Below are 20966 nucleotides of genomic sequence, written 5' to 3'. Positions count from 1 at the left end.
TACACGCCCAAGAGAACACGATGAAAGCAGTGTCCGCCTCGGCCTCCCGTTACGCGATGATTCACCAAGTGTTGCGTAATGCGATCGTCAACGGCACCGCGCGCCATGGGCTGGTGCTGCTGGAAGCGCCCCTGGCCGAACTCTTCGGCACCAGCCGCGTGCCGGTACGCAAGGCTCTGGACCTGCTGCATGACGAGGGCCTGATCTGCCGCTTCAATGGCCGGGGTTACCTGATCAACCCCAAAGGCCTGGCCATGGAGCCGCTGCGCTTGCCCCTGAGCCAGGCGCATCTGGGCCTTGATGGCGAGGCTGAGTGGGTGGATACGCGGCCGCTGGGTGAGCGGATCGTCGAGGAAATCGGCGCGGCGCTGTCCACCTGCATCGCTTTTGGCCATTACCGCCTGGACGAGCAAGCCGCCGCCGACCACTACGGCGTCAGCCGTGCCGTGGTGCGTGAAGCGCTGATGCGCCTGCGCGACCGTGGCCTGGTGGAAAAAGAACCCTACTCCCAGTGGTTGGCCGGGCCATTGACCGCGCGGGAAGTCACCGAAGACTACGAATTGCGCGCTTGCCTGGAACCCGAGGCGCTGCGCCAGAGCGCGCCAAACCTGGACCGCGAGCTGCTCGAAGCGATGTTGCAGCGCGTGCTGGAGGCCCAGCAAAACCCGCACTGCAGCCTGGAAACCATCGAGCAGATCGAAGAAGACTTGCACCAACGCTGCCTGGCGGGCTTGCAAAACCGCAAGATCGCCGCGCTGATCCGCCAGGGCCAGAGCCCGATGATCATCAGTCGTATTTTTTACCGTTTACTGGGGATCGGCGCAGATCCTGCCATGCTCGCCGAACATCGCCTGATTCTGGAGTTGTTGCTGCATGGGGCATTTGATGCGGCGGCGCTGAACTTGCGCGAGCATTTGCAGCGGGCGCGGCAGCGGATGTTGCAGCGGCTTAAGGTGCTGTCGGTATTACCGGAGCAGCCGCTGCCGGCCTACCTGCACAAAATCAGCTGACTTCACTCCCACATGGACTCAGCGTCGTTTTAGAAATTTCATGCAATATGTTGCTATCTCACGCCCACCATTGAAACCACCGCAACCCCGCCCCATCTAACCTGCATACTTCCTTATGCAGGTGCCCCATGAGCGACCAGCAAGAATTCCCGGACATCGACCTGAACGATTACGCCGACCCCGAAAACGCTGAACACGAAACCTCGTCCAACACTGGCCTGGCCCTGCCTGGGCAAAACCTGCCGGACAAGGTCTATATCATCCCGATCCACAACCGGCCGTTTTTCCCGGCGCAGGTATTGCCGGTCATCGTCAACGAAGAGCCGTGGGCCGAAACCCTGGAGCTGGTGAGCAAATCCGACCACCACTCGCTCGCGCTGTTTTTCATGGACACGCCCCCCGAAGACCCGCGCCACTTCGACACCTCCAGCCTGCCGCTGTACGGCACGCTGGTGAAGGTGCACCACGCCAGCCGCGAAAACGGCAAGCTGCAATTTGTCGCCCAGGGCCTGACCCGCGTGCGTATCAAGACCTGGCTCAAGCACCATCGCCCGCCGTACCTGGTGGAAGTCGAATACCCGCACCAGCCCACCGAGCCGACCGATGAGGTCAAGGCCTACGGCATGGCGCTGATCAACGCGATCAAAGAGCTGTTGCCGCTCAACCCGCTGTACAGCGAAGAGCTGAAGAACTACCTCAACCGCTTCAGCCCCAACGACCCGTCACCGCTCACCGACTTCGCCGCCGCGCTCACCTCGGCCACCGGTAACGAGTTGCAGGAAGTGCTGGACTGCGTGCCCATGCTCAAGCGCATGGAAAAAGTGCTGCCGATGCTGCGCAAGGAAGTTGAAGTTGCGCGCCTGCAAAAAGAGATTTCCGCCGAGGTGAACCGCAAGATCGGTGAGCATCAGCGCGAGTTCTTCCTCAAGGAACAACTCAAGGTCATCCAGCAAGAGCTGGGCTTGACCAAGGATGACCGCAGCGCCGACGTCGAACAGTTCGAGCAACGCCTGGTGGGCAAAGTGTTGCCGACCCAGGCGCAGAAACGCATCAGCGAAGAAATGAACAAACTGTCGATCCTGGAAACCGGATCGCCGGAATACGCGGTTACGCGCAACTACCTGGACTGGGCCACTTCCGTGCCGTGGGGCGTGTATGGCGAGGACAAACTCGACCTCAAACACGCACGCAAGGTGCTGGATAAGCACCATGCGGGCCTTGACGATATCAAGAGCCGTATCCTCGAGTTCCTGGCGGTGGGTGCCTATAAGGGCGAAGTCGCCGGGTCCATCGTGCTGCTGGTGGGGCCGCCGGGTGTGGGCAAGACCAGTGTGGGTAAATCCATCGCCGAATCCCTGGGCCGGCCGTTCTACCGCTTCAGCGTCGGCGGCATGCGCGACGAGGCCGAGATCAAGGGCCATCGCCGCACCTACATCGGCGCCCTGCCGGGCAAACTGGTGCAGGCGCTTAAAGATGTGGAAGTGATGAACCCGGTGATCATGCTCGACGAGATCGACAAGATGGGCCAGAGCTTCCAGGGCGACCCGGCGTCGGCGCTGCTGGAAACCCTGGACCCGGAGCAGAACGTCGAATTCCTCGACCACTACCTGGACCTGCGCCTGGACCTGTCCAAAGTGCTGTTCGTGTGCACCGCCAACACCCTGGACTCGATCCCCGGCCCGTTGCTGGACCGGATGGAAGTGATTCGCCTGTCGGGCTATATCACCGAAGAAAAAGTCGCCATTGCCAAACGCCACCTGTGGCCCAAGCAGCTGGAAAAAGCCGGCGTGGCGAAAACCAGCCTGAGCATCAGCGACGGCGCCCTGCGCGCCTTGATCGACGGTTATGCGCGGGAAGCCGGGGTGCGCCAGCTGGAGAAACAGCTGGGCAAACTGGTGCGCAAGGCGGTGGTCAAGTTGCTGGATGAGCCGGCCTCGGTGATCAAGATCGGCAACAAGGACCTGGAAAGCTCATTGGGCATGCCGGTGTTCCGCAACGAGCAAGTGCTGTCCGGCACCGGTGTGATCACCGGCCTGGCCTGGACCAGCATGGGCGGCGCGACCTTGCCGATTGAGGCGACGCGCATTCATACGCTCAACCGCGGCTTCAAACTCACCGGGCAGTTGGGTGAAGTGATGAAAGAGTCCGCCGAGATTGCCTACAGCTACATCAGCTCGAACCTGAAGTCGTTTGGTGGGGATCCGAAGTTCTTCGATGAAGCCTTCGTGCACCTGCACGTGCCGGAAGGCGCCACACCCAAAGACGGCCCGAGCGCGGGTGTGACCATGGCCAGTGCGTTGCTGTCGCTGGCACGCAACCAGCCGCCGAAAAAAGGCGTGGCCATGACCGGCGAGCTGACCTTGACCGGGCATGTACTGCCAATTGGCGGGGTACGCGAGAAGGTGATTGCGGCGCGGCGTCAGAAGATTCATGAGCTGATTTTGCCGGAGCCGAACCGTGGCAGCTTTGAGGAATTGCCGGAGTACCTGAAGGAAGGCATGACGGTGCACTTTGCCAAGCGTTTTGCTGACGTGGCGAAGGTCTTGTTCTGATCAGATCGTTCCCACGCTCTGCGTGGGAATGCCTCGCTGGACGCTCTGCGTCGGCTGTTGGGACGCAGAGCGTCCCTTGCTGCATTCCCACGCGGAGCGTGGGAACGATCTCCCCGCTTGTCACACCCTGTCTCATCTTCGGTTATGCTCGCCCTTCGTCGTGAATGAACGGAGCCCCCATGACCGCTGCCCGCCTGTTTCTCCCCTTGAGCCTTGCCCTGCTGGCCGGATGCGCCAGTGCCCCCAAGCAAAACGTCAGCGTGGATAACCAGAGCGCCTGCCCGCTCCAGCTTAAAACCGGACAAAACCTGATCCTTACCTTGCCGAGCAACCCCACCACCGGCTACCGCTGGGCCATCCAGGATTCTGCCGGCGGCGCGTTGCGCGCTTTGAGCCCGGAGGTCTACAGCAGCAGCGAATCCGGTGTGATCGGGGGCGGCGGCCAGTCGACCTGGCGCTTCCAGGCCTTCGCAGCCGGCCAAGGCCGTTTGCGCCTGACCTCCCAGCAACCCTGGGAGCCAGAAGCCGAACCTGCCGAAACCTTCGACTGCGCCATTACGGTGAACTGATATGCCATGGCTGATCCTCGCGCTGATGGGCGCCGGCACCTTTATCTATGGCCTGACCACCCACGCCACCTTGTTGTGCCTGCTGGTCAAACCGTTGCCGGTGCTGGCACTGCTGGGCTGGCTGCATGATGCGCCGCCCACCGACTATCGACGCTGGATCAGCCTGGGGCTGATTTTTTCCCTGGTCGGCGATGTGCTGCTCGCCTGGCCGGGCGACCTGTTTATCTTTGGCCTTGGCGCGTTCCTGTTTGCGCACCTGGCGTATTTGAAAGCTTATTTCAGCGATTGCCGCCGGCTGGCGGTGTTGCCCTTGGTATTGGCGCTGGCGGTCGGCGCGATTTTGTTGAGCATCCTGATTTCCCACGGCCTGGGCAACTTGTTGGTGCCGGTGGTGGTTTATGCGCTGGTGATCAGTGCCATGCTCTGGCGCGCACTGGCGCGGCTGGGCAGTGAGGTGCCGAAACGCTCGGCCGGGCTTGCGGCAGCGGGAGCGGTGTCGTTTGTGTTTTCCGACACGCTGATCGGCATCAATCGTTTTGTGCTGGCTTTCGATGCGGCGCCGTATTTGCTGATCATCACCTACTGGCTCGGCCAGTGGGGCATCACGGCCTCGGCTTTCCATCAGACAACCCGCGCACACGAGGGCCAACTTGGCTAAAATGCCGGCCTTTCCCCCTCGTCGCCGGAACAACCGTGAGCAAAGAACCCGATCGCCTATTCGCCCAGCCCCTGCCCCAGGTGCCGGACTTCGCCTTTAACGAGGACGTGGTGCGGGTGTTCCCGGACATGATCAAGCGCTCGGTGCCGGGTTACCCGACCATCGTCGAGAACCTCGGCGTGCTCGCGGCGCAATTTGCCCAACCGGGCAGCGTGCTCTACGACCTCGGTTCGTCCCTGGGCGCAGTGACCCAAGCGTTGCGTCGCCACGTGCGCACCGACGGCTGCCGAGTGATTGCGGTGGATAACTCCGCAGCGATGGTCGAGCGTTGCCGCGAATACCTCAACGGGCAAGACTCGATGTTCCAGGAGTTGCTGCCGGTTGAGGTGATCGAGGGCGACATTCTCGCGCTGCAATTCCAGCCCGCTTCAGTGGTGGCGTTGAACTTCACCCTGCAATTTATCGCGCCCGACCAACGCCTGGCGTTGCTCGGGCGTATCCGCCAGTCGCTGCTGCCAGGCGGGGCGTTGATCCTCTCGGAAAAGCTGCGTTTCAACGATCCCGAAGAACACGCGCTGCTCACCGATCTGCATATCGCCTTCAAACGCGCCAACGGCTACAGCGAACTGGAAATTGCCCAGAAGCGCAGCGCCATCGAAAACGTCATGAAGCCCGACAGCCTCGAAGAACACCGCGAACGCCTGCTGGCGGCCGGGTTCTCGAAAGTCGTGCCGTGGTTCCAGTGTCTTAACTTTGCCTCGTTGATTGCCTTGCCATGATTGATTTGTCCCCCCTCGCCCGCCATTTGGTCGGCACTCCTCTGGCCGTGTGGGCCCAGGGCCTGCAAGCGCAGCTCGACAGCAAGATGGAAAAGGGCCACGGCGACCTGGAGCGCTGGCAAAGTGCGCTGGATGCACTGCCGCAGATCCAGCCCAGCGAAGTCGATTTGCTCAATGGCCTGACGCTTGATACCGCTTGCGACGACGCTACCCGCGCGCAAATGCACACCGCGCTGATGGGCCTGAGCCCGTGGCGCAAAGGCCCGTTCAACCTGTTCGGCGTGCACGTGGACACCGAATGGCGTTCGGACTGGAAGTGGTCGCGGGTGGCGCCGCACCTGGATTTGAACGGCAAACGCATCCTCGATGTGGGCTGCGGCAACGGCTATTACATGTGGCGCATGCTCGGCGCGGGCGCCGACAGCGTGATTGGCGTGGACCCGAACTGGCTGTTTTTCTGCCAGTTCCAGGCGGTGCAGCGCTACTTGTCCGAACCGAAGGCCTGGCACTTGCCGTTCCCGTTTGAAGACCTGCCGTCGAACCTGGAAGGCTTCGATACGGTGTTTTCCATGGGCGTGTTTTATCACCGCCGCTCGCCGATCGAGCATCTGCTGGCGCTCAAGGACACCCTGGTCAAAGGTGGCGAGCTGGTGCTGGAAACCCTGGTCGTGGACGGCGACCAGCAGCAAGTACTGGTGCCGGAAGACCGCTACGCGCAGATGCGCAACGTGTGGTTCCTGCCGTCGGTGCCGGCGCTGATGCTGTGGCTGCGCCGCGCGGGTTTCAGTGAAGTGCGGTGTGTGGATGTGAGTGTGACCACGGTTGAGGAACAGCGTGGCACGGAGTGGATGAAGTATCAGTCGCTGAGTGATTTTTTGGACCCGGAGGATCACAGCAAGACCATCGAAGGGCTGCCGGCGCCAATGCGGGCGGTGATCATCGCCAAAAAGTAGCCCCAAACAGATCGTTCCCACGCTCCGCGTGGGAATGCAGTCAGGGACGCTCTGCGTCCCAAAGCGTGACGCAGAGCGTCACAAGAGGCATTCCCACGCGGAGCGTGGGAACGATCATTAACGAGCTCTGCGGGCCTTGAAGAACTCACTCAGCACCGTGCCGCATTCCTCAGCCAGCACCCCACCTTCATACAGCACCCGGTGGTTCAAAAAAACCTGGGTAAAAAACTGCCCCTGGCTTTGCACAATCCCGGCCTTGGGCTCCAGCGCGCCGTACACCACCCGTGCAATGCGCGAATGCACAATCAAACCAGCGCACATGCTGCACGGTTCCAGCGTCACATACAGCGTGCTGCCCACCAGCCGATAGTTACTGATCGCCTGTGCGGCGGCGCGGATGGCGACCATTTCGGCATGGGCGCTGGGGTCGTTGCCGCTGATGGGGCAGTTGAAGCCACGGCCGATGATTTCACCGTCCTGCACCAGCACCGCGCCCACGGGCACTTCGCCCAGTTCGGCACCTTGGGCGGCAAGGGCCAGGGCTTCACGCATGAAGTGCTGGTCACGGCTGCGGTCGATAATCGCCGCGGGGCGAATCTGGCGCATCACGCCACCTCGATGGCGGCCATCAGGCCGGTTTCCATATGGTCGATCACGTGGCAGTGAAACATCCACACGCCCGGGTTATCGGCCACCAACGCCACGCGAGCACGCTCGTTTTTGCCCAGCAGGTAGGTGTCGGTGAAATACGGAATCACCTTGTGGCGGTTCGAGGCGATCACCTTGAAACTCATGCCGTGCAGGTGAATCGGGTGCTGGTACTGGGTCATGTTTTTCAATTCAAAAATGTAGCTTTTGCCCTTCTCCAGCTTGGCAATCGGGCGGTCGGCGCAGGTCTTGTCGGTGATGTCCCAGGCCTTGCCGTTGATCTGCCACAGGCTCGGCGGTTTGCCGTCATCCACCGACACGCTCCCGACCCACTCGAAATTGAAGTTGAGTTTCTCGGCATTCGCCAGGTCCGGCTCGGCAATCGGGTTGGCAGGCAACGCCGGTGGCCATTCGGTGGGTGCGTCGGTATTGGCCACTGAACGGAAAGTGCCGAGGCGCACCGGGCCGTTACGGATCGACAGTTCTTCACCCGCCGGCGGGGCCTTGATCGCCAGGCAAATGCGCATGCCTGGGCCGAGCCAGTATTCCTTGCCCAGTGGGCGCGGCTCGATGGGGTTGCCATCCAGTGCGTAGATCTGCGCTTCAACGTCGGGGATATTGAGGCGATACGTCAGGGTGTTGTCGAGGTTGAGCAAGCGCACACGGGTGATCTGCCCGGCAGGCAGGTCAATCACCGCCTGGGGCACGCCATTGATGGTCGACAACCGCCCGGCCGTGCCACCACGCGCCGCTTCACGGGGCACGCTGAAGGCGACAAATGCGCCCTCTTCGTCCACGTGCCAGCTTTTCAGGCTCAAGGTGCATTCGTGTTTGAAGCCGGTGGGCTCGCGCTCTTCGACAATCAGCGGGCCGACCAGGCCACGGCCGAGTTCTTCGCTGCTGTTCACGTGCGGGTGATACCAGTAGCTGCCGGCATCGGGCACGCGGAATTTGTAGTCGAAATATTCACCGGGCAGTACCGGCAGTTGCGAGACGTAGGGCACACCGTCCATTTCCAGCGGCAAACGGATGCCGTGCCAGTGAATGGTGGTGGCGACCGGCAGGTGGTTGATAAAACGCACCCGCAGCCACTCGCCCTGGCGCACACGCAACTCGGTACCCGGCGCCGAGGGGCCGAACGCCCAGGCTTCGGTCTTGTGGCCGGGCACCAGCTCCACGTCCAACGGTGCGGCGATCAGCTCGTAATCGTGGCCCGCCTGCGCCTCGGCGACTTTCCCCAGCCAGTAGCGATAGGCGCCCCCGGCACCGACGCCCACGACGGCCAGGCCTGCCAGGCCACCCAGGATTTGTCGACGGGAAAAGGATCGGGACACAACAACCTCACGTATCGGCCGCAGGCCAGGGGCCCGCAAAGGGCAGATACGATACACCTGCATCGGCTAAACAGTAAGGCTTCGCATTGCCGCATGGCGAAAACGCTGGGAATCTAAAGATGAGAATGGGCCAATGTGGGAGCGGGCTTGCTCGCTCCCACACAAGCCCGCTCCACAGGAGATTTCCAGTGTCTGATCAGTGCTTGGCAGCCGCCAGAATCAGGGCTTTCATCTCGGCAACCGCGCCTTTGAAACCGACGAACAGCGCATGCGCCACCAGCGCGTGGCCGATGTTCAGCTCGTTGATGCCCTTGATCGCGGCCACGGCTTCCACGTTGTGGTAGTGCAGGCCATGGCCGGCGTTGACGATCAGGCCTTCACTGAGGCCGCACTTGACGCCGTCGATGATGCGCTGCAGCTCCTCGGCCACTTCGGTGGGCGTGGTGGCATCGGCGTAACGGCCGGTGTGCAGTTCGATCGCCGGCGCGCCAACGCGACGCGAGGCTTCGATCTGGCGCTCGTCGGCATCGATGAACAGCGACACTTCGCTGCCGATCTTCGACAGGCGCTCTACCGCCGCCTTGATCCGCGCTTCCTGGCCGGCCACGTCGAGGCCGCCTTCGGTGGTGAGTTCCTGGCGGGTTTCCGGCACCAGGCAGATGTGCGCCGGGCGGATGCGCTCGGCGAACGCCATCATTTCTTCGGTGACGCCCATCTCGAAGTTCATGCGGGTTTGCAGCACGTCCTTGAGCAGCAGTACATCGCGCTCCTGGATGTGACGGCGGTCTTCGCGCAGGTGCACGGTGATGCCGTCGGCGCCCGCTTCTTCGGCGTCCAGCGCGGCCTTGACCGGGTCGGGGTAACGGGTGCCCCGGGCCTGGCGCAGGGTGGCGACGTGGTCGATGTTGACGCCAAGAAGAATGCGATTGCTGGTGGTCACGGAAGCGCTCCTGAAAAGGGAAAGAAACGCTGCACAGCATACACGGGGTTGTCAGGGCTTTCGAAACAACTCGCGACTGACCAGCGGGCGCCCGCCCAGATGCACGGCCAACGCCTGGCGCATCAAGCGTTTGGCAGCGGACAAGGCGCCAGGGGCGCTCCAGTCGGCTTCGCTCATGGCCAACAGCTCGGTGCCCTGGAACAGGCCCGGTTGCAGCAGGTACACGCGCTCAAGCCCGGCGTCGACTTGCAGGCGGTACATGCCGTCGGCGGCGATGGGATCGCCGTGCAGGTCATTGCTCAGTTCGAAGCCGTAGCCCAGGTCGTCGAGCAGCCGCCATTCGAAGGCGCGCAGCAGCGGCTCCAGCGGGCGACCTTCGGCCAGGGCTACCAGCGTGGCGGCATAGTGATCGAAGACGGCGGGGTGCGGGTCTTCGGCGGGCAGCAGGCGGATCAGCAGCTCATTAAGGTAAAGCCCGCTGAACAGCGCTTCGCCATTGAGCCAGGCCGAGGTGCCGACGCTTTCCAGGCGGCCAACGTTTTTCAGCTCGCCCTTGCCACGAAACTCCACGTCCAGCGCCACAAACGGCCGTGCCAGCGTGCCCGCCTTGCCCCGCGCACTGCGCAACACCGCGCGCAAGCGGCCTTGGGGCGTGAGGAAATCCACCAAAGCGCTGGTCTCGCGGTAGGCGCGGCTGTGCAGCACGTAGGCGAGTTGGCTGGGGGGTGGGGTTTGGGACATGAGTTCTCTCAGCTGGAATGCAATATTGAAAACGATACAAACCTAATGTGGGAGCGGGCTTGCTCACGAATGCGGTGGGTCAGCCAATATATGTACTGACTGATCCACCGCATTCGCGAGCAAGCCCGCTCCCACATTTTGTCTTGCGGCGCTAGCGAAGACCGATTACAGGTCGCCGTAGCCCAGGGAACGCAGCGCGCGCTCATCATCGGACCAACCACCTTTAACCTTCACCCACAGGTTAAGCATGATCTTGGAATCAAACAGCAATTCCATGTCCTTGCGCGCTTCGGTGCCGATGCGCTTGATGCGCTCGCCCTTGTCGCCAATGATGATTTTCTTCTGGCCGTCACGTTCAACGAGAATCAACGCATGGATATGCAGGGTTTTGCCCTGCTGCTTGAACTCTTCGATTTCGACGGTGATCTGGTACGGCAGCTCGGCGCCCATCTGGCGCATGATTTTCTCGCGTACCAGTTCGGCAGCCAGGAAGCGGCTGCTGCGGTCGGTGATCTGGTCTTCCGGGAAGAAGTGCTCGTTCTCCGGCAGGTGCTGGGCGATCACGCGCTCCAGGGCGTCCAGGTTGTGGCCGTGCTGGGCCGAAATCGGCATGATCTGGGCGTTCGGCAGTTGTTCCTGCAGCCAGCTCAGGTGCGGCATCAGCTCGGCCTTGTCTTCGATGCGGTCGGTCTTGTTCAGCGCGACAATCAACGGGCCGGTGACGTACTGCACACGTTCCAGAACCATCTGGTCTTCGTCGGTCCACTTGGTGCGGTCGACCACGAAAATAACCACGTCGACGTCTTTCAACGCCGCCGAAGCGGTTTTGTTCATGTAGCGGTTCAGCGCCTTCTCGCCACCTTTGTGCATGCCAGGGGTGTCGACGTAGACCGCTTGCACGGTGCCTTCGGTCTTGATGCCCAGCATGTTGTGGCGGGTGGTCTGCGGCTTGCGCGAGGTGATCGCCAGCTTCTGGCCGAGGATGTGGTTCAGCAGCGTGGACTTGCCCACGTTCGGGCGGCCGACGATGGCAACATAGCCACAGCGTGTTGCGGTTGAATCAGTCATGGCCATTCTCCACGCCCAGGGCAATCAGTGCTGCAGCGGCCGCTACCTGTTCGGCAATACGACGGCTCACACCCTGACCTCGGCTTTTTTCATTCAATAAGGTGATTTCACATTCCACGAAAAACACGCGGCAATGCGGCTCACCCTGGATATCCACCACTTCGTAGCGTGGCAGTTCACAACCACGCGACTGCAAGTATTCCTGCAGGCGGGTCTTGGGATCTTTGTTAGTGTCGACCAGCGTCAGGCTCTCGATCTCCGACGCCAGCCAGGCGACTACGCGCTCTTTGGCGGTCTCCATGCCTGCATCCAGGTAGATCGCACCGATCAACGCTTCGAGGGCATCGGCCAGGATCGACTCGCGGCGGAAACCGCCGCTTTTCAGTTCACCGGAACCCAGACGCAGGTACTCGCCCAAGCCGAAACCACGGGCCAGCACGGCCAGTGTCTCGCCTTTGACCAGGCGTGCACGCAAGCGTGACAGCTGGCCTTCGCGCGCTTGCGGGAAACGCTCGAACAGCGCCTCACCGGCGGCAAAGTTGAGGATGGCATCACCGAGGAATTCCAGGCGCTCGTTATTGCGCCCTGCAAAGCTGCGGTGTGTGAGGGCAAGGACCATCAATTCCTGGTCCTTGAAGGTGTAGCCGAGCTGGCGCTCGAGACGGCTTAGAGAAACGCTCACGGTTTACCCATATCTGTTTGGTGGCACCGGCGGCCATCGACGATTGACGCAGTGTTCAAATTCAAATCCTGATTGGTACAGCAAGGGGTCAGGCCAATGATTGTCCCAACCCCAGAAAAGCATTCGGCGCTGTGTTCACAGCGCCGCCTGTATTACTTGATCAGCCCGACCCGCGAGAAGTTCGGCAGGTGGCTGAGCTTGGGTTCGGGCCAGCTCATCCAGACCGCAAAGGCCTTGCCGACAATGTTCTCGTCGGGAACCATGCCCAGCAGGTCCTTGGGAATATTAGGGTCATCCCAATACCGGCTGTCGTTGGAGTTGTCGCGGTTGTCGCCCATCATGAAGTAGTGCCCGGCCGGCACTTTCCATTCGGTGTCGGGCGGCGAGCGGTAGCGGCTCATTTCCTTGCGGATCTGGTGCTCGACCGCGCCGAGTTTTTCCTGATACAGCTCAGCGCTGCCCAGGGTGTTCGGCTCGGTGCCGATCAACTTCTCGGCTACCGACTCACCGTTGACGAACAGGCGCTTGTCGCTGGTGTAGCGAATCACATCGCCCGGCAGGCCGACGACACGCTTGATGTAGTTGACGTTGGGGTCGCTTGGGTAGCGGAACACCATCACATCGCCGCGCTGCGGATCACCGACCGGGATGACCTTCTTGTCGAGCACCGGCAGGCGGATCCCGTAGGAAAACTTGTTCACCAGGATGAAGTCGCCCACGTCCAGGGTGGGTTTCATCGAGCCCGAAGGGATCTGAAACGGCTCCACCAGGAACGAACGCAGCACCAGCACGATGAACAACACCGGGAAGAACGACTTGCCGTATTCAACCAGCAAAGGCTCTTTGTTCAGTTTCTCGATCGCCACCGCATCGGGCTGGCTGACGCTGCCCTGATACGAGGCGATCGCCGCCCGCCGACGCGGGGCGAAGAACACCAGATCGAGCAACGCCAGGAGTCCGCAAACGGCAACGGCGATGACCAGCAACAGCGGGAAATTTAGTGACATAGGACCTAACTATCCAACCTGAGCACTGCAAGGAAGGCTTCTTGTGGAATTTCCACGTTACCCACTTGCTTCATGCGTTTTTTACCGGCCTTTTGCTTCTCAAGCAGCTTGCGCTTACGGCTTACGTCACCGCCGTAGCATTTGGCCAGTACGTTCTTTCTGAGTGCCTTGACGGAGGTCCGTGCAATGATCTGCCCGCCAATGGCGGCCTGGATCGCAACATCGAACATCTGGCGCGGAATCAGTTCTTTCATCTTTTCGGTCAACTGGCGACCTTTGTAGTGCGCGTTGTCCTTGTGCACGATCAGTGCCAGTGCATCCACCTTGTCGCCGTTGATCAACACATCCAGTTTCACCAGATTAGCCGATTGGTAACGGTCGAAATGGTAATCCAGCGAAGCATAGCCGCGACTGGTGGATTTGAGACGGTCGAAGAAGTCCAGAACCACTTCGTTCATCGGCAAATCGTAGGTCACCTGCACCTGGGTACCAAGGAACAACATGTCGTGCTGCACGCCACGTTTTTCGATACACAGGGTAATAACGTTGCCCAAGTGCTCTTGCGGAACCAGGATATTGGCCCGCACGATCGGCTCGCGCATGTCTTCGATGGAGGACAGATCCGGAAGCTTGGACGGGTTGTCGACGTAAATCGTTTCACCGGTTTTCAGCGCCAGCTCAAAAATAACCGTTGGCGCCGTGGTGATCAGGTCCAGGTCGTATTCGCGCTCAAGGCGCTCCTGGATGATCTCCATGTGCAGCATGCCCAGGAACCCGCAACGGAAGCCGAAGCCCAGGGCGTCGGAGCTTTCCGGGGTGTACTGCAACGACGAGTCGTTGAGGGTGAGCTTCTGCAGCGCTTCGCGGAAATCTTCGAAGTCGTCGGAGCTGACCGGGAACAGGCCGGCGTAAACCTGCGGCTGGATGCGTTTGAAGCCCGGTAGCACGTCGACGTCAGGGGTGGAACTCAAGGTCAGGGTGTCACCCACCGGCGCACCGTGAATGTCCTTGATACCGGCGATGATGAAGCCCACTTCACCGGCCTTGAGGTCGGTGGTAGCCGTGTGTTTCGGGTTGAATACACCGACGCTGTCCACCAGGTGGATCTTGCCGGTGGATTTGACCAGGATCTTGTCGCCCTTCTTCACACGGCCGTGGCGCACGCGCACCAGGGAAACAACGCCCAGGTAGTTGTCGAACCAGGAGTCGATGATCAACGCTTGCAGCGGATCTTCGTAGTTGCCGGTAGGCGCAGGAATGGTCTTGACCAGGCGTTCGAGCACTTCGTCAACGCCCAGGCCGGTCTTGGCGCTGCACTCGACGGCGTCGGTGGCGTCAATGCCGATGATTTTTTCGATTTCTTCTTTAACGCGGTCAGGATCGGCCTGGGGCAGGTCGATCTTGTTCAGTACCGGCATGACCTCAAGGCCCTGCTCGATCGCGGTGTAGCAGTTGGCCACGGACTGGGCTTCAACGCCCTGGCCGGCATCGACCACCAGCAAGGCACCTTCACATGCCGCCAGCGAACGGCTGACTTCGTAGGTGAAGTCAACGTGGCCCGGGGTGTCAATGAAGTTCAGCTGGTACTTGATACCGTCTTTTGCGGTGTAGTACAGGGTAACGCTGTGGGCCTTGATGGTGATGCCGCGCTCGCGCTCGAGGTCCATGGAGTCCAGTACCTGGGCTTCCATTTCACGCTCGGCAAGGCCGCCGCACATCTGGATGAATCGATCGGCCAGCGTCGACTTACCATGGTCAATGTGGGCGATGATGGAGAAATTGCGGATATGACTCAAATCACTCACGGATCAACACTCAAAAAGGCTGCAGGCAGATTGCCCGCTGAAAAATAGCCGGGAATTGTACCTGATGCTCGGGCCGGGCGTCATCTTTGCTGACCAGAACAAAAATGCCCCGCTCATGGGAGCGGGGCATTTTTTGTGCATAAGCGCGGTATCAACCGGCCCGGCGCAACAGCCAGAACCCGGCCACGGCACAAATAGCCGTCGGCACCAGCACCGCAAACAGCGGCGAGAAACCGAATACCAGGCTCGACGGCCCAAGCAGGTCCTGGGCGATGCGGAAGGTAAAGCCCACCAGCACGCCGGTAAATACCCGCTGGCCGAGCGTTACCGAACGCAGCGGGCCGAAGATGAACGAAATGGCCATCAACACCAGTGCGGCGGTGACCAGCGGCTGCAACACCTTGACCCAAAATGCCAGCCAGTAACGGCCGTTGTTCAGGCCCTGATCCTTGAGGTAGTGGATATAACTCCACAAACCGGAGATCGGCAGGCTTTCCGGGATCATCACCACGGTATTGAGCAGTTCCGGCTTCAGGGCAATGTCCCACTGCTCGGACGGCACATTGATCACTTCGGTGTAGGCCTTGGTGCCCTGCCCCACATTACGGAAGTACGTCGTGGTGACATCGTACAGCTCCCATTTCCCCTCGTCGTACTGCGCACGCCTGGAGAAACTGGAGGTCAGCATATGCCGCTCTTTGTCGAACGTATAACGCGTCACACCCACCAACAAACCGCCCGGCTGCACGGCGTTGATGTGGATAAACTCATCACCCTGGCGGTGCCACAGGCCGTGCCTGGCGCTCTGCGCATCCCCCGAACCCTGGGCCAGCGCACGATTGGCCTGGGCCGTGGCTTCGGTCGGTGGCGCTACGTACTCACCGATCAACACACTGCACGCCATCAGCAACAGCATGGGTTTCATGACCGCCCAGACGATGCGGCCGATGGAAACGCCCGCCGCCCGCATGATGGTCAGTTCGCTGCTGCTGGCCAGGCTGCCCAGGCCGATCAGGCAACCGATCAGCGCCGCCATCGGCATCATGTCGTAGAGACGACGCGGCGCGGTCAGCGCCACGTAGCTCAGTACGTTGGTGACCGTATAGGTGTCGGTGACGTTGCTCACTTCATCAATAAAGGCAAACAGGCAAGCCAGGCCAAGGATGATGCCCAATACCGCCAGGATGGCGATCAGTACGCTGCTACCAATGTAGCGGTCGAGCTTAGCCACGAGCCAACTCCTTCAGGCCACGACGGCTCTTCATTTTCAAACGGATAGGTTCCCAGTAGAGCAGCCCCAGGCCGATCGCCAGGAAGATCCCGTGCACCCACCACAGGCCCAGGGCTGGCGACAGCTTGCCCTTCTCCAGGGAGCCACGGGCAGAAATCAGGATGGTCAGGTAAGCCATGTACAGCAGGATCGCCGGCAACAGCTTGAGGAAGCGGCCCTGGCGCGGGTTGACCCGCGACAGCGGTACGGCCATCAACGTCACGATAAACACCAGCAGCGGCAGCGAGAGTCGCCATTGCAACTCGGCAACGGAGCGCAGGTCGGGGTTACCGATCAGCGATAGCGTCGGCAGTGCATCGCGGTCGGTGACCTCTTCACTGATGTCCGGTTTGGCCAGCATTACGCCATAAGTGTCGTATTTGACCGCCCGATAGTCCGCCATCCCAGGGCTGCCGTCGTAGCGATAGCCATTTTCCAGGATCAGGTAGCGGTTGCCGTCAGCGCGTATTTCCTGACGGCCGCTGTTGGCTACCAGAATCGAAATACCCCGGTCTTTCTGGTTCAGGCCGAGGTTTTTCTGCGAGATGAACACACCGCCCAGGTTAGAGCGATCTTCCGTCATGGTTTCGGTATAGGTGACCCGCGTGCCGTCGTTGAGCGCCTGGAAGCGCCCGGGCTCCAGGGTATCGAACTCGGTCATCGCGTCCTGCTTGTTCAGCAGCAGTTGGAACTGCATGGCCCCCTGGGGCGCCAGACTCATGCTCAACCAGGCCACCACCAGCGCAACGCCGGTGGCCGGCACCATGGTCATGGCCAGCAGACGCTGCTGGCTCATACCGGTGGCCGAGAGCACGGTCATTTCACTTTCAAGGTAAAGCCGGCCATAGGCCAGCAGGATGCCGAGAAACAGGCCAAGCGGCAGGATCAACTGCAGGAAACCCGGCAGACGAAAGCCCATGATCAGGAACAACGAGCCCGGATCCAGGGCGCCCGAAGCCGCCTGGGCGAGGAATTTGACGAAACGACCACTCATGGTGATGACCAGCAAGACCGCACTCACGGCACTCAGGGTCAACAGGACTTCGCGGGACAGATAACGGAAGACGATCAAACCAGACACTCCAGGGTTGTCAGGCTAAGGCGGCCAAACAAGCAAGCATACCGAGTCGACCCGCATGCACGGACCGGCTAAAAAGATTGCGCATTATCCTGTGATTATCCGCGCCTGTCACGGTGCTTGCTCATGCGCGTGCACAAAGCGCGCTGCAAGGGTTGTCAGGCTGCTCTGGCGAGGTTCAAACTGCGGCCTTTGTCGCGGGCGGTTTACAAAGCTGCCAAGCATCAAAGCCTGCGTACAGACGCCAGGCTCACAGACCTTAAATAAGGGACCCGAAAATGGAATTGGTTGTAAAAAGCGTTAGCCCCGAAACGTTGAAAACCGCCACCCTCGTGGTCGCCGTCGGCGAAGGGCGCAAGCTCGGCGTCGCCGCCAAGCAACTGGACGAACTGAGCGGCGGCGCCATCAGCGCGGTCCTCAAGCGCGGCGACCTGGCCGGCAAAGTCGGTCAAAGCCTGCTGCTGCAAAGCCTGCCCAACCTTAAAGCCGACCGCGTATTGCTGGTGGGCGTGGGCAAGGACACCGAACTGGGCGACCGCCCGTTCCGCAAGATCATCAGCGGTATCCTCGCCACCCTTAAAGGCCTGGGCGGTACCGATGCGGCACTGGCCCTCGACGAAATCGTTGTAAAAGGCCGCGACAGCTATGGCAAGACCCGCCTGCTGGCCGAAAGCCTGGTGGACGGCGGTTACGTCTTCGACCAGTTCAAGAGCCAGAAGGCCGAACCGCGCGCCATCAAAAAAATCACCCTGCTGACTATCAAGGCCGCCCAGGCTGAAGTCGAGCGCGCCGTTACTCACGCCACCGCCATCGCCAACGGCATGTCGTTTACCCGCGACCTGGGCAACCTGCCGCCGAACATCTGCCACCCTACCTACCTGGGCGAACAAGCCAAGGCGCTGGGCAAGGAGTTCAAGGGCCTGAAGGTTGAAGTGCTGGACGAGAAGAAGATCAAGGAACTGGGCATGGGCTCGTTCTATGCCGTGGGCCAGGGCAGCGACCAGCCGCCACGCCTGATCGTGATGCAATACAACGGCGGCAAGAAGTCCGAGAAGCCTTACGCGCTGGTCGGCAAAGGCATCACCTTCGACACCGGCGGCATCAGCCTCAAGCCGGGCGCCGGCATGGACGAAATGAAGTACGACATGGGCGGCGCCGCCAGCGTTTTCGGCACCCTGCGTGCCGTGCTGGAGCTCAAGCTGCCAATCAACCTGGTGTGCATCCTGGCCTGCGCCGAGAACATGCCGAGCGGTGGTGCTGCACGCCCGGGTGACATCGTCACCACCATGAGCGGCCAGACCGTCGAGATCCTCAACACCGACGCCGAAGGCCGTCTGGTGCTGTGCGATGCCCTCACCTACGCCGAACGCTTCAAGCCACAGGCCGTGATCGACATCGCCACCCTGACCGGTGCCTGCGTCGTCGCCCTGGGCGCTCACACTTCGGGCCTGCTGGGTAACAACGACGAGCTGATCGAGCAACTGCTCAGCGCCGGCAAGGCTGCCGACGACCGCGCCTGGCAACTGCCGCTGTTCGATGAGTACCAGGAACAACTGGACAGCCCGTTCGCCGACATCGCCAACATCGGCGGCCCTAAAGCCGGCACCATCACCGCAGCCTGCTTCCTGTCGCGCTTCGCCAAGAACTTCAACTGGGCGCACCTGGACATCGCCGGTACGGCCTGGACCAGTGGCGGCAAGGACAAGGGCGCCAGTGGCCGTCCGGTTCCTCTGTTGACCCAGTACCTGCTGGATCGCGCCAAAGCCTGAAACTGAAAATTCCGGGGTGGCCTGCATGGCGCCCCGGTCTCAGGAACCGCAATGACCCAAGTCGACTTCTATATATTGCCCAGCGCCGATCCCTCTGCGCGCCTGGACTTTGCCTGCAAACTCACCGAAAAAGCCTGGCGCATGGGCCATCGCATCTACCTGCATTGCAGCGATGCCGCCCAGCGTGAAGACCTCAACGCCCGCCTGTGGCGCTTCAAGGGCGAAAGCTTTGTGCCACACGGCCCTGCCGAGTCCGAACCCGAAGGCCTGATTGCGCTGGGTTTGGGCGACAGCTGCGGCGATCATCATGACTTGCTGGTTAACCTCGACCTGAAAGTACCGGCCTTTGCCAAGGCGTTTGCCCGTGTGGCGGAAGTGGTGGTCGAAGACCCGGCTATTCGTCAGGCCGCGCGGGAGAGTTTCCGTTTCTACCGCGAACAGGGCTATCCTCTGCAAGATCACCGGCTACAACGACTTTGAGCACACGATGGACACTCCAAACCCGCTGAAAAAAGACGACCACTTGCTGGACGACCTGAAGTCGATCCGTCAATTGCTCGGTGATGATGAGTTGCAACCGCCGCTGCTGACCGAATCGGTCGAGAGCGAAGTACAGATTCCGCTGTTGTTCGACATGGTCGGTGGCAAACCCGCCGCGCCGGCGCCGGTTGCAGCAGCCCCGGTTGTTGAACCCGTGCCTGCCGCGCCGACCGTCGAAAAGGCGCCTGACGCCTTGCTGCTGCACCTGGACAACGAACTGCGCGCCGCCGCGCAACTGATCATGCAGGATGTGATCGACGACTTTGCACCGCATATTGAAGCCGAGATCAAACGGCGGATGGATGCGCGTATGGAGCGGTTGCTCAATCAGTATCAGTCTTGATCCAGGATGCCTGTCCAGAATGCCTATGTCGCGACGCGGTCGGTGCCAAGGAGGGCATGCATCCACTCACATCATGACATGACCACCTGTCGTAACTGGTATTTCTAACAGTAGATGCACCAGCGATTTGGGCCAAAGCTCATCTGAAATTATTCCTTGTCGGAGATTTAGATGATGGGCGTTCCTACTCAGTTTTATCCAATTACCGAATGGACAGCTGCGCAATTCCCGATTTTCTTCGGCGAAGGAATTCCAGGCCAACCTGTCACCATATGCCAATCAAATACCGATCTAGTCGTTGCACAAACAACCGTCGATGCAAACGGCAATTGGCTGACCCAATCCAAAATAGCACTGCCTTTTGGCCCCTATTCAGTTACCGCCTATTACGACCTGAGCCAAGGGTATGCACCCAATCTTCCTTTTCACGTTGGCTCTCTTCCTCAAATAGCCGGAAACGGACCCTCTGAGTCAGATAACTCCCCCGTTCTCACCAGCCTGACTATCGTTGACTCCCTTCGCCCGCAGCTTACAGGGACGGCACCACCGAATGCGACTGTCGTGATTGCCCATTCGGGTGGCAGCGTTTACTACGCTTCAGTGGGTGCGGACAGTAATGGCTATTGGGAAGCCACACCCACTACTGACCTTGTCGTTGATGCCAATAACTGGGTAGACCTTGCTCTAATCGCGAAAGATGCCGAGGGCAACGCCATATCGTCTTGGGTGGGTGTGCAGTTGACGGTTTTATTGACGAGCACTGGGGGCGACACCATGGCCGATGGCACCCCACCTGTCATCACCAGCCCGGCCAACAACAGCTCCGCCCAGACACTCCGACCAACATTCACCGGCAAAGCCGCGCCCAACGCCAGGATTGGTGTGCACAATGATGCCGTCAACGTCTACTACGGCGATTGTTATGCCGACGCCAACGGCAACTGGACCTACCCATTTCCTCAAGATCTTGCTCCTGGCCAGGTCACGTTGAAGTTCGGCCAGTTCAGTCAATTCGCTAGGCTATCGGCCGATACGGCCCATACGCTTAACATCGCACTATCTGGTTCTGGCAACGCCCTGCCTCCTGGCAGCCCACCCAGACTCACCAGCCCCACCACCGTCAATTCACTGCGCCCCTTGCTGACCGGCAAAGCGGCGCCCAATGCCATCGTCTATGTTTTTCTTGAAGGCGGCAGCGTTTTGTTCGGCAAACCTCAAGC

General features: G+C 60.7%; 20 protein-coding genes. 10 read left to right on the top strand and 10 right to left on the bottom strand.

Going from position 1 to position 20966, the window contains the following annotated elements; all coding sequences use genetic code 11:
* Positions 1-20: 20 nt before the first annotated feature.
* The 6 genes from BLV67_RS02650 to cmoB all read left to right on the top strand — a co-directional run bounded on the left by BLV67_RS02650 (position 21) and on the right by cmoB (position 6521).
* Positions 21-1010 (top strand): GntR family transcriptional regulator, encoded by a 990-nt coding sequence (locus tag BLV67_RS02650; protein ID WP_069786158.1) that lies wholly within the window; start codon positions 21-23, stop codon positions 1008-1010.
* A 128-nt stretch (positions 1011-1138) separates the two neighbouring features.
* A complete protein-coding gene (gene lon, locus BLV67_RS02645) occupies positions 1139-3562 on the top strand; it encodes an endopeptidase La (protein WP_065912685.1) in 2424 nt (807 codons plus the stop codon).
* A 179-nt stretch (positions 3563-3741) separates the two neighbouring features.
* Positions 3742-4131, top strand: a complete 390-nt coding sequence (locus BLV67_RS02640; protein ID WP_069786157.1) for a protease inhibitor I42 family protein — start codon at positions 3742-3744, stop codon at positions 4129-4131.
* A gap of 1 nt (position 4132) precedes the next feature.
* Positions 4133-4789 (top strand): lysoplasmalogenase, encoded by a 657-nt coding sequence (locus BLV67_RS02635; protein ID WP_069786156.1) that lies wholly within the window; start codon positions 4133-4135, stop codon positions 4787-4789.
* Positions 4790-4824: 35 nt separating this feature from the next.
* Complete coding sequence (gene cmoA / locus BLV67_RS02630) at positions 4825-5568, top strand: carboxy-S-adenosyl-L-methionine synthase CmoA (protein ID WP_056858881.1); 744 nt, start codon at positions 4825-4827, stop codon at positions 5566-5568.
* The gene (cmoB, locus tag BLV67_RS02625) at positions 5565-6521 is read left to right on the top strand and encodes a tRNA 5-methoxyuridine(34)/uridine 5-oxyacetic acid(34) synthase CmoB (protein WP_069786155.1); all 957 of its coding nucleotides are present in this window, start codon (positions 5565-5567) and stop codon (positions 6519-6521) included. Before cmoA ends, cmoB begins: the two co-directional genes overlap by 4 nt.
* A gap of 117 nt (positions 6522-6638) precedes the next feature.
* Here cmoB and tadA read toward each other — a convergent pair whose 3' ends face one another.
* The 10 genes from tadA to lptF form a co-directional block, all read right to left on the bottom strand.
* The gene (gene tadA, locus BLV67_RS02620) at positions 6639-7127 is read right to left on the bottom strand and encodes a tRNA adenosine(34) deaminase TadA (RefSeq protein WP_069786154.1); all 489 of its coding nucleotides are present in this window, start codon (positions 7125-7127) and stop codon (positions 6639-6641) included.
* On the bottom strand, positions 7127-8503 hold the full coding sequence (locus BLV67_RS02615) for a multicopper oxidase family protein (protein WP_069786153.1): 1377 nt from the start codon (positions 8501-8503) through the stop codon (positions 7127-7129). The genes tadA and BLV67_RS02615 overlap by 1 nt, the downstream gene beginning before the upstream one ends.
* Before the next feature lie 196 nt (positions 8504-8699).
* Entirely contained in the window at positions 8700-9443 is a 744-nt protein-coding gene (pdxJ, locus tag BLV67_RS02610; protein ID WP_069786152.1) for a pyridoxine 5'-phosphate synthase, read from the bottom strand.
* 51 nt (positions 9444-9494) lie between these two features.
* Positions 9495-10184 carry a DNA repair protein RecO gene (recO, locus tag BLV67_RS02605; RefSeq protein ID WP_069786151.1) on the bottom strand — a complete coding sequence of 230 codons (690 nt, stop codon included), beginning with the start codon at positions 10182-10184 and terminating at the stop codon, positions 9495-9497.
* A gap of 165 nt (positions 10185-10349) precedes the next feature.
* Positions 10350-11252, bottom strand: coding sequence for a GTPase Era (gene era, locus BLV67_RS02600; protein WP_056858887.1), 903 nt, complete (start codon positions 11250-11252; stop codon positions 10350-10352).
* On the bottom strand, positions 11245-11934 hold the full coding sequence (gene rnc, locus BLV67_RS02595) for a ribonuclease III (RefSeq protein ID WP_017136295.1): 690 nt from the start codon (positions 11932-11934) through the stop codon (positions 11245-11247). The genes era and rnc overlap by 8 nt, the downstream gene beginning before the upstream one ends.
* Positions 11935-12086: 152 nt before the next feature.
* Positions 12087-12941, bottom strand: a complete 855-nt coding sequence (gene lepB, locus BLV67_RS02590) for a signal peptidase I (protein ID WP_017136294.1) — start codon at positions 12939-12941, stop codon at positions 12087-12089.
* Positions 12942-12946: 5 nt separating this feature from the next.
* Positions 12947-14746 carry a translation elongation factor 4 gene (gene lepA / locus BLV67_RS02585; RefSeq protein ID WP_003210439.1) on the bottom strand — a complete coding sequence of 600 codons (1800 nt, stop codon included), beginning with the start codon at positions 14744-14746 and terminating at the stop codon, positions 12947-12949.
* Positions 14747-14897: 151 nt separating this feature from the next.
* Positions 14898-15977, bottom strand: a complete 1080-nt coding sequence (gene lptG, locus BLV67_RS02580) for an LPS export ABC transporter permease LptG (protein WP_065912669.1) — start codon at positions 15975-15977, stop codon at positions 14898-14900.
* The gene (gene lptF / locus BLV67_RS02575) at positions 15970-17088 is read right to left on the bottom strand and encodes an LPS export ABC transporter permease LptF (RefSeq protein ID WP_065912667.1); all 1119 of its coding nucleotides are present in this window, start codon (positions 17086-17088) and stop codon (positions 15970-15972) included. Before lptF ends, lptG begins: the two co-directional genes overlap by 8 nt.
* A 284-nt stretch (positions 17089-17372) precedes the next feature.
* Here lptF and BLV67_RS02570 point away from each other — a divergent pair, with 284 nt between their 5' ends.
* The 4 genes from BLV67_RS02570 to BLV67_RS32865 form a co-directional block, all read left to right on the top strand.
* Positions 17373-18863 carry a leucyl aminopeptidase gene (locus BLV67_RS02570; RefSeq protein ID WP_065912666.1) on the top strand — a complete coding sequence of 497 codons (1491 nt, stop codon included), beginning with the start codon at positions 17373-17375 and terminating at the stop codon, positions 18861-18863.
* A 51-nt stretch (positions 18864-18914) separates the two neighbouring features.
* Positions 18915-19343: a DNA polymerase III subunit chi gene (locus BLV67_RS02565; RefSeq protein ID WP_065912665.1), complete on the top strand. Its 429-nt coding sequence runs from the start codon at positions 18915-18917 to the stop codon at positions 19341-19343.
* 7 nt (positions 19344-19350) lie between these two features.
* A complete protein-coding gene (locus tag BLV67_RS02560) occupies positions 19351-19746 on the top strand; it encodes a DNA polymerase III subunit chi (protein WP_069786150.1) in 396 nt (131 codons plus the stop codon).
* Positions 19747-19917: 171 nt separating this feature from the next.
* The coding region (locus BLV67_RS32865; RefSeq protein WP_167365868.1) for a hypothetical protein at positions 19918-20966 on the top strand (1049 nt) is incomplete at its 3' end.

It is taken from the genome of Pseudomonas salomonii (assembly GCF_900107155.1).
GTDB lineage: Bacteria > Pseudomonadota > Gammaproteobacteria > Pseudomonadales > Pseudomonadaceae > Aquipseudomonas > Aquipseudomonas salomonii.
The sequence above is the reverse complement of the archived record's forward strand: the minus strand, read 5'-3'. Positions and strand labels throughout refer to the sequence as shown.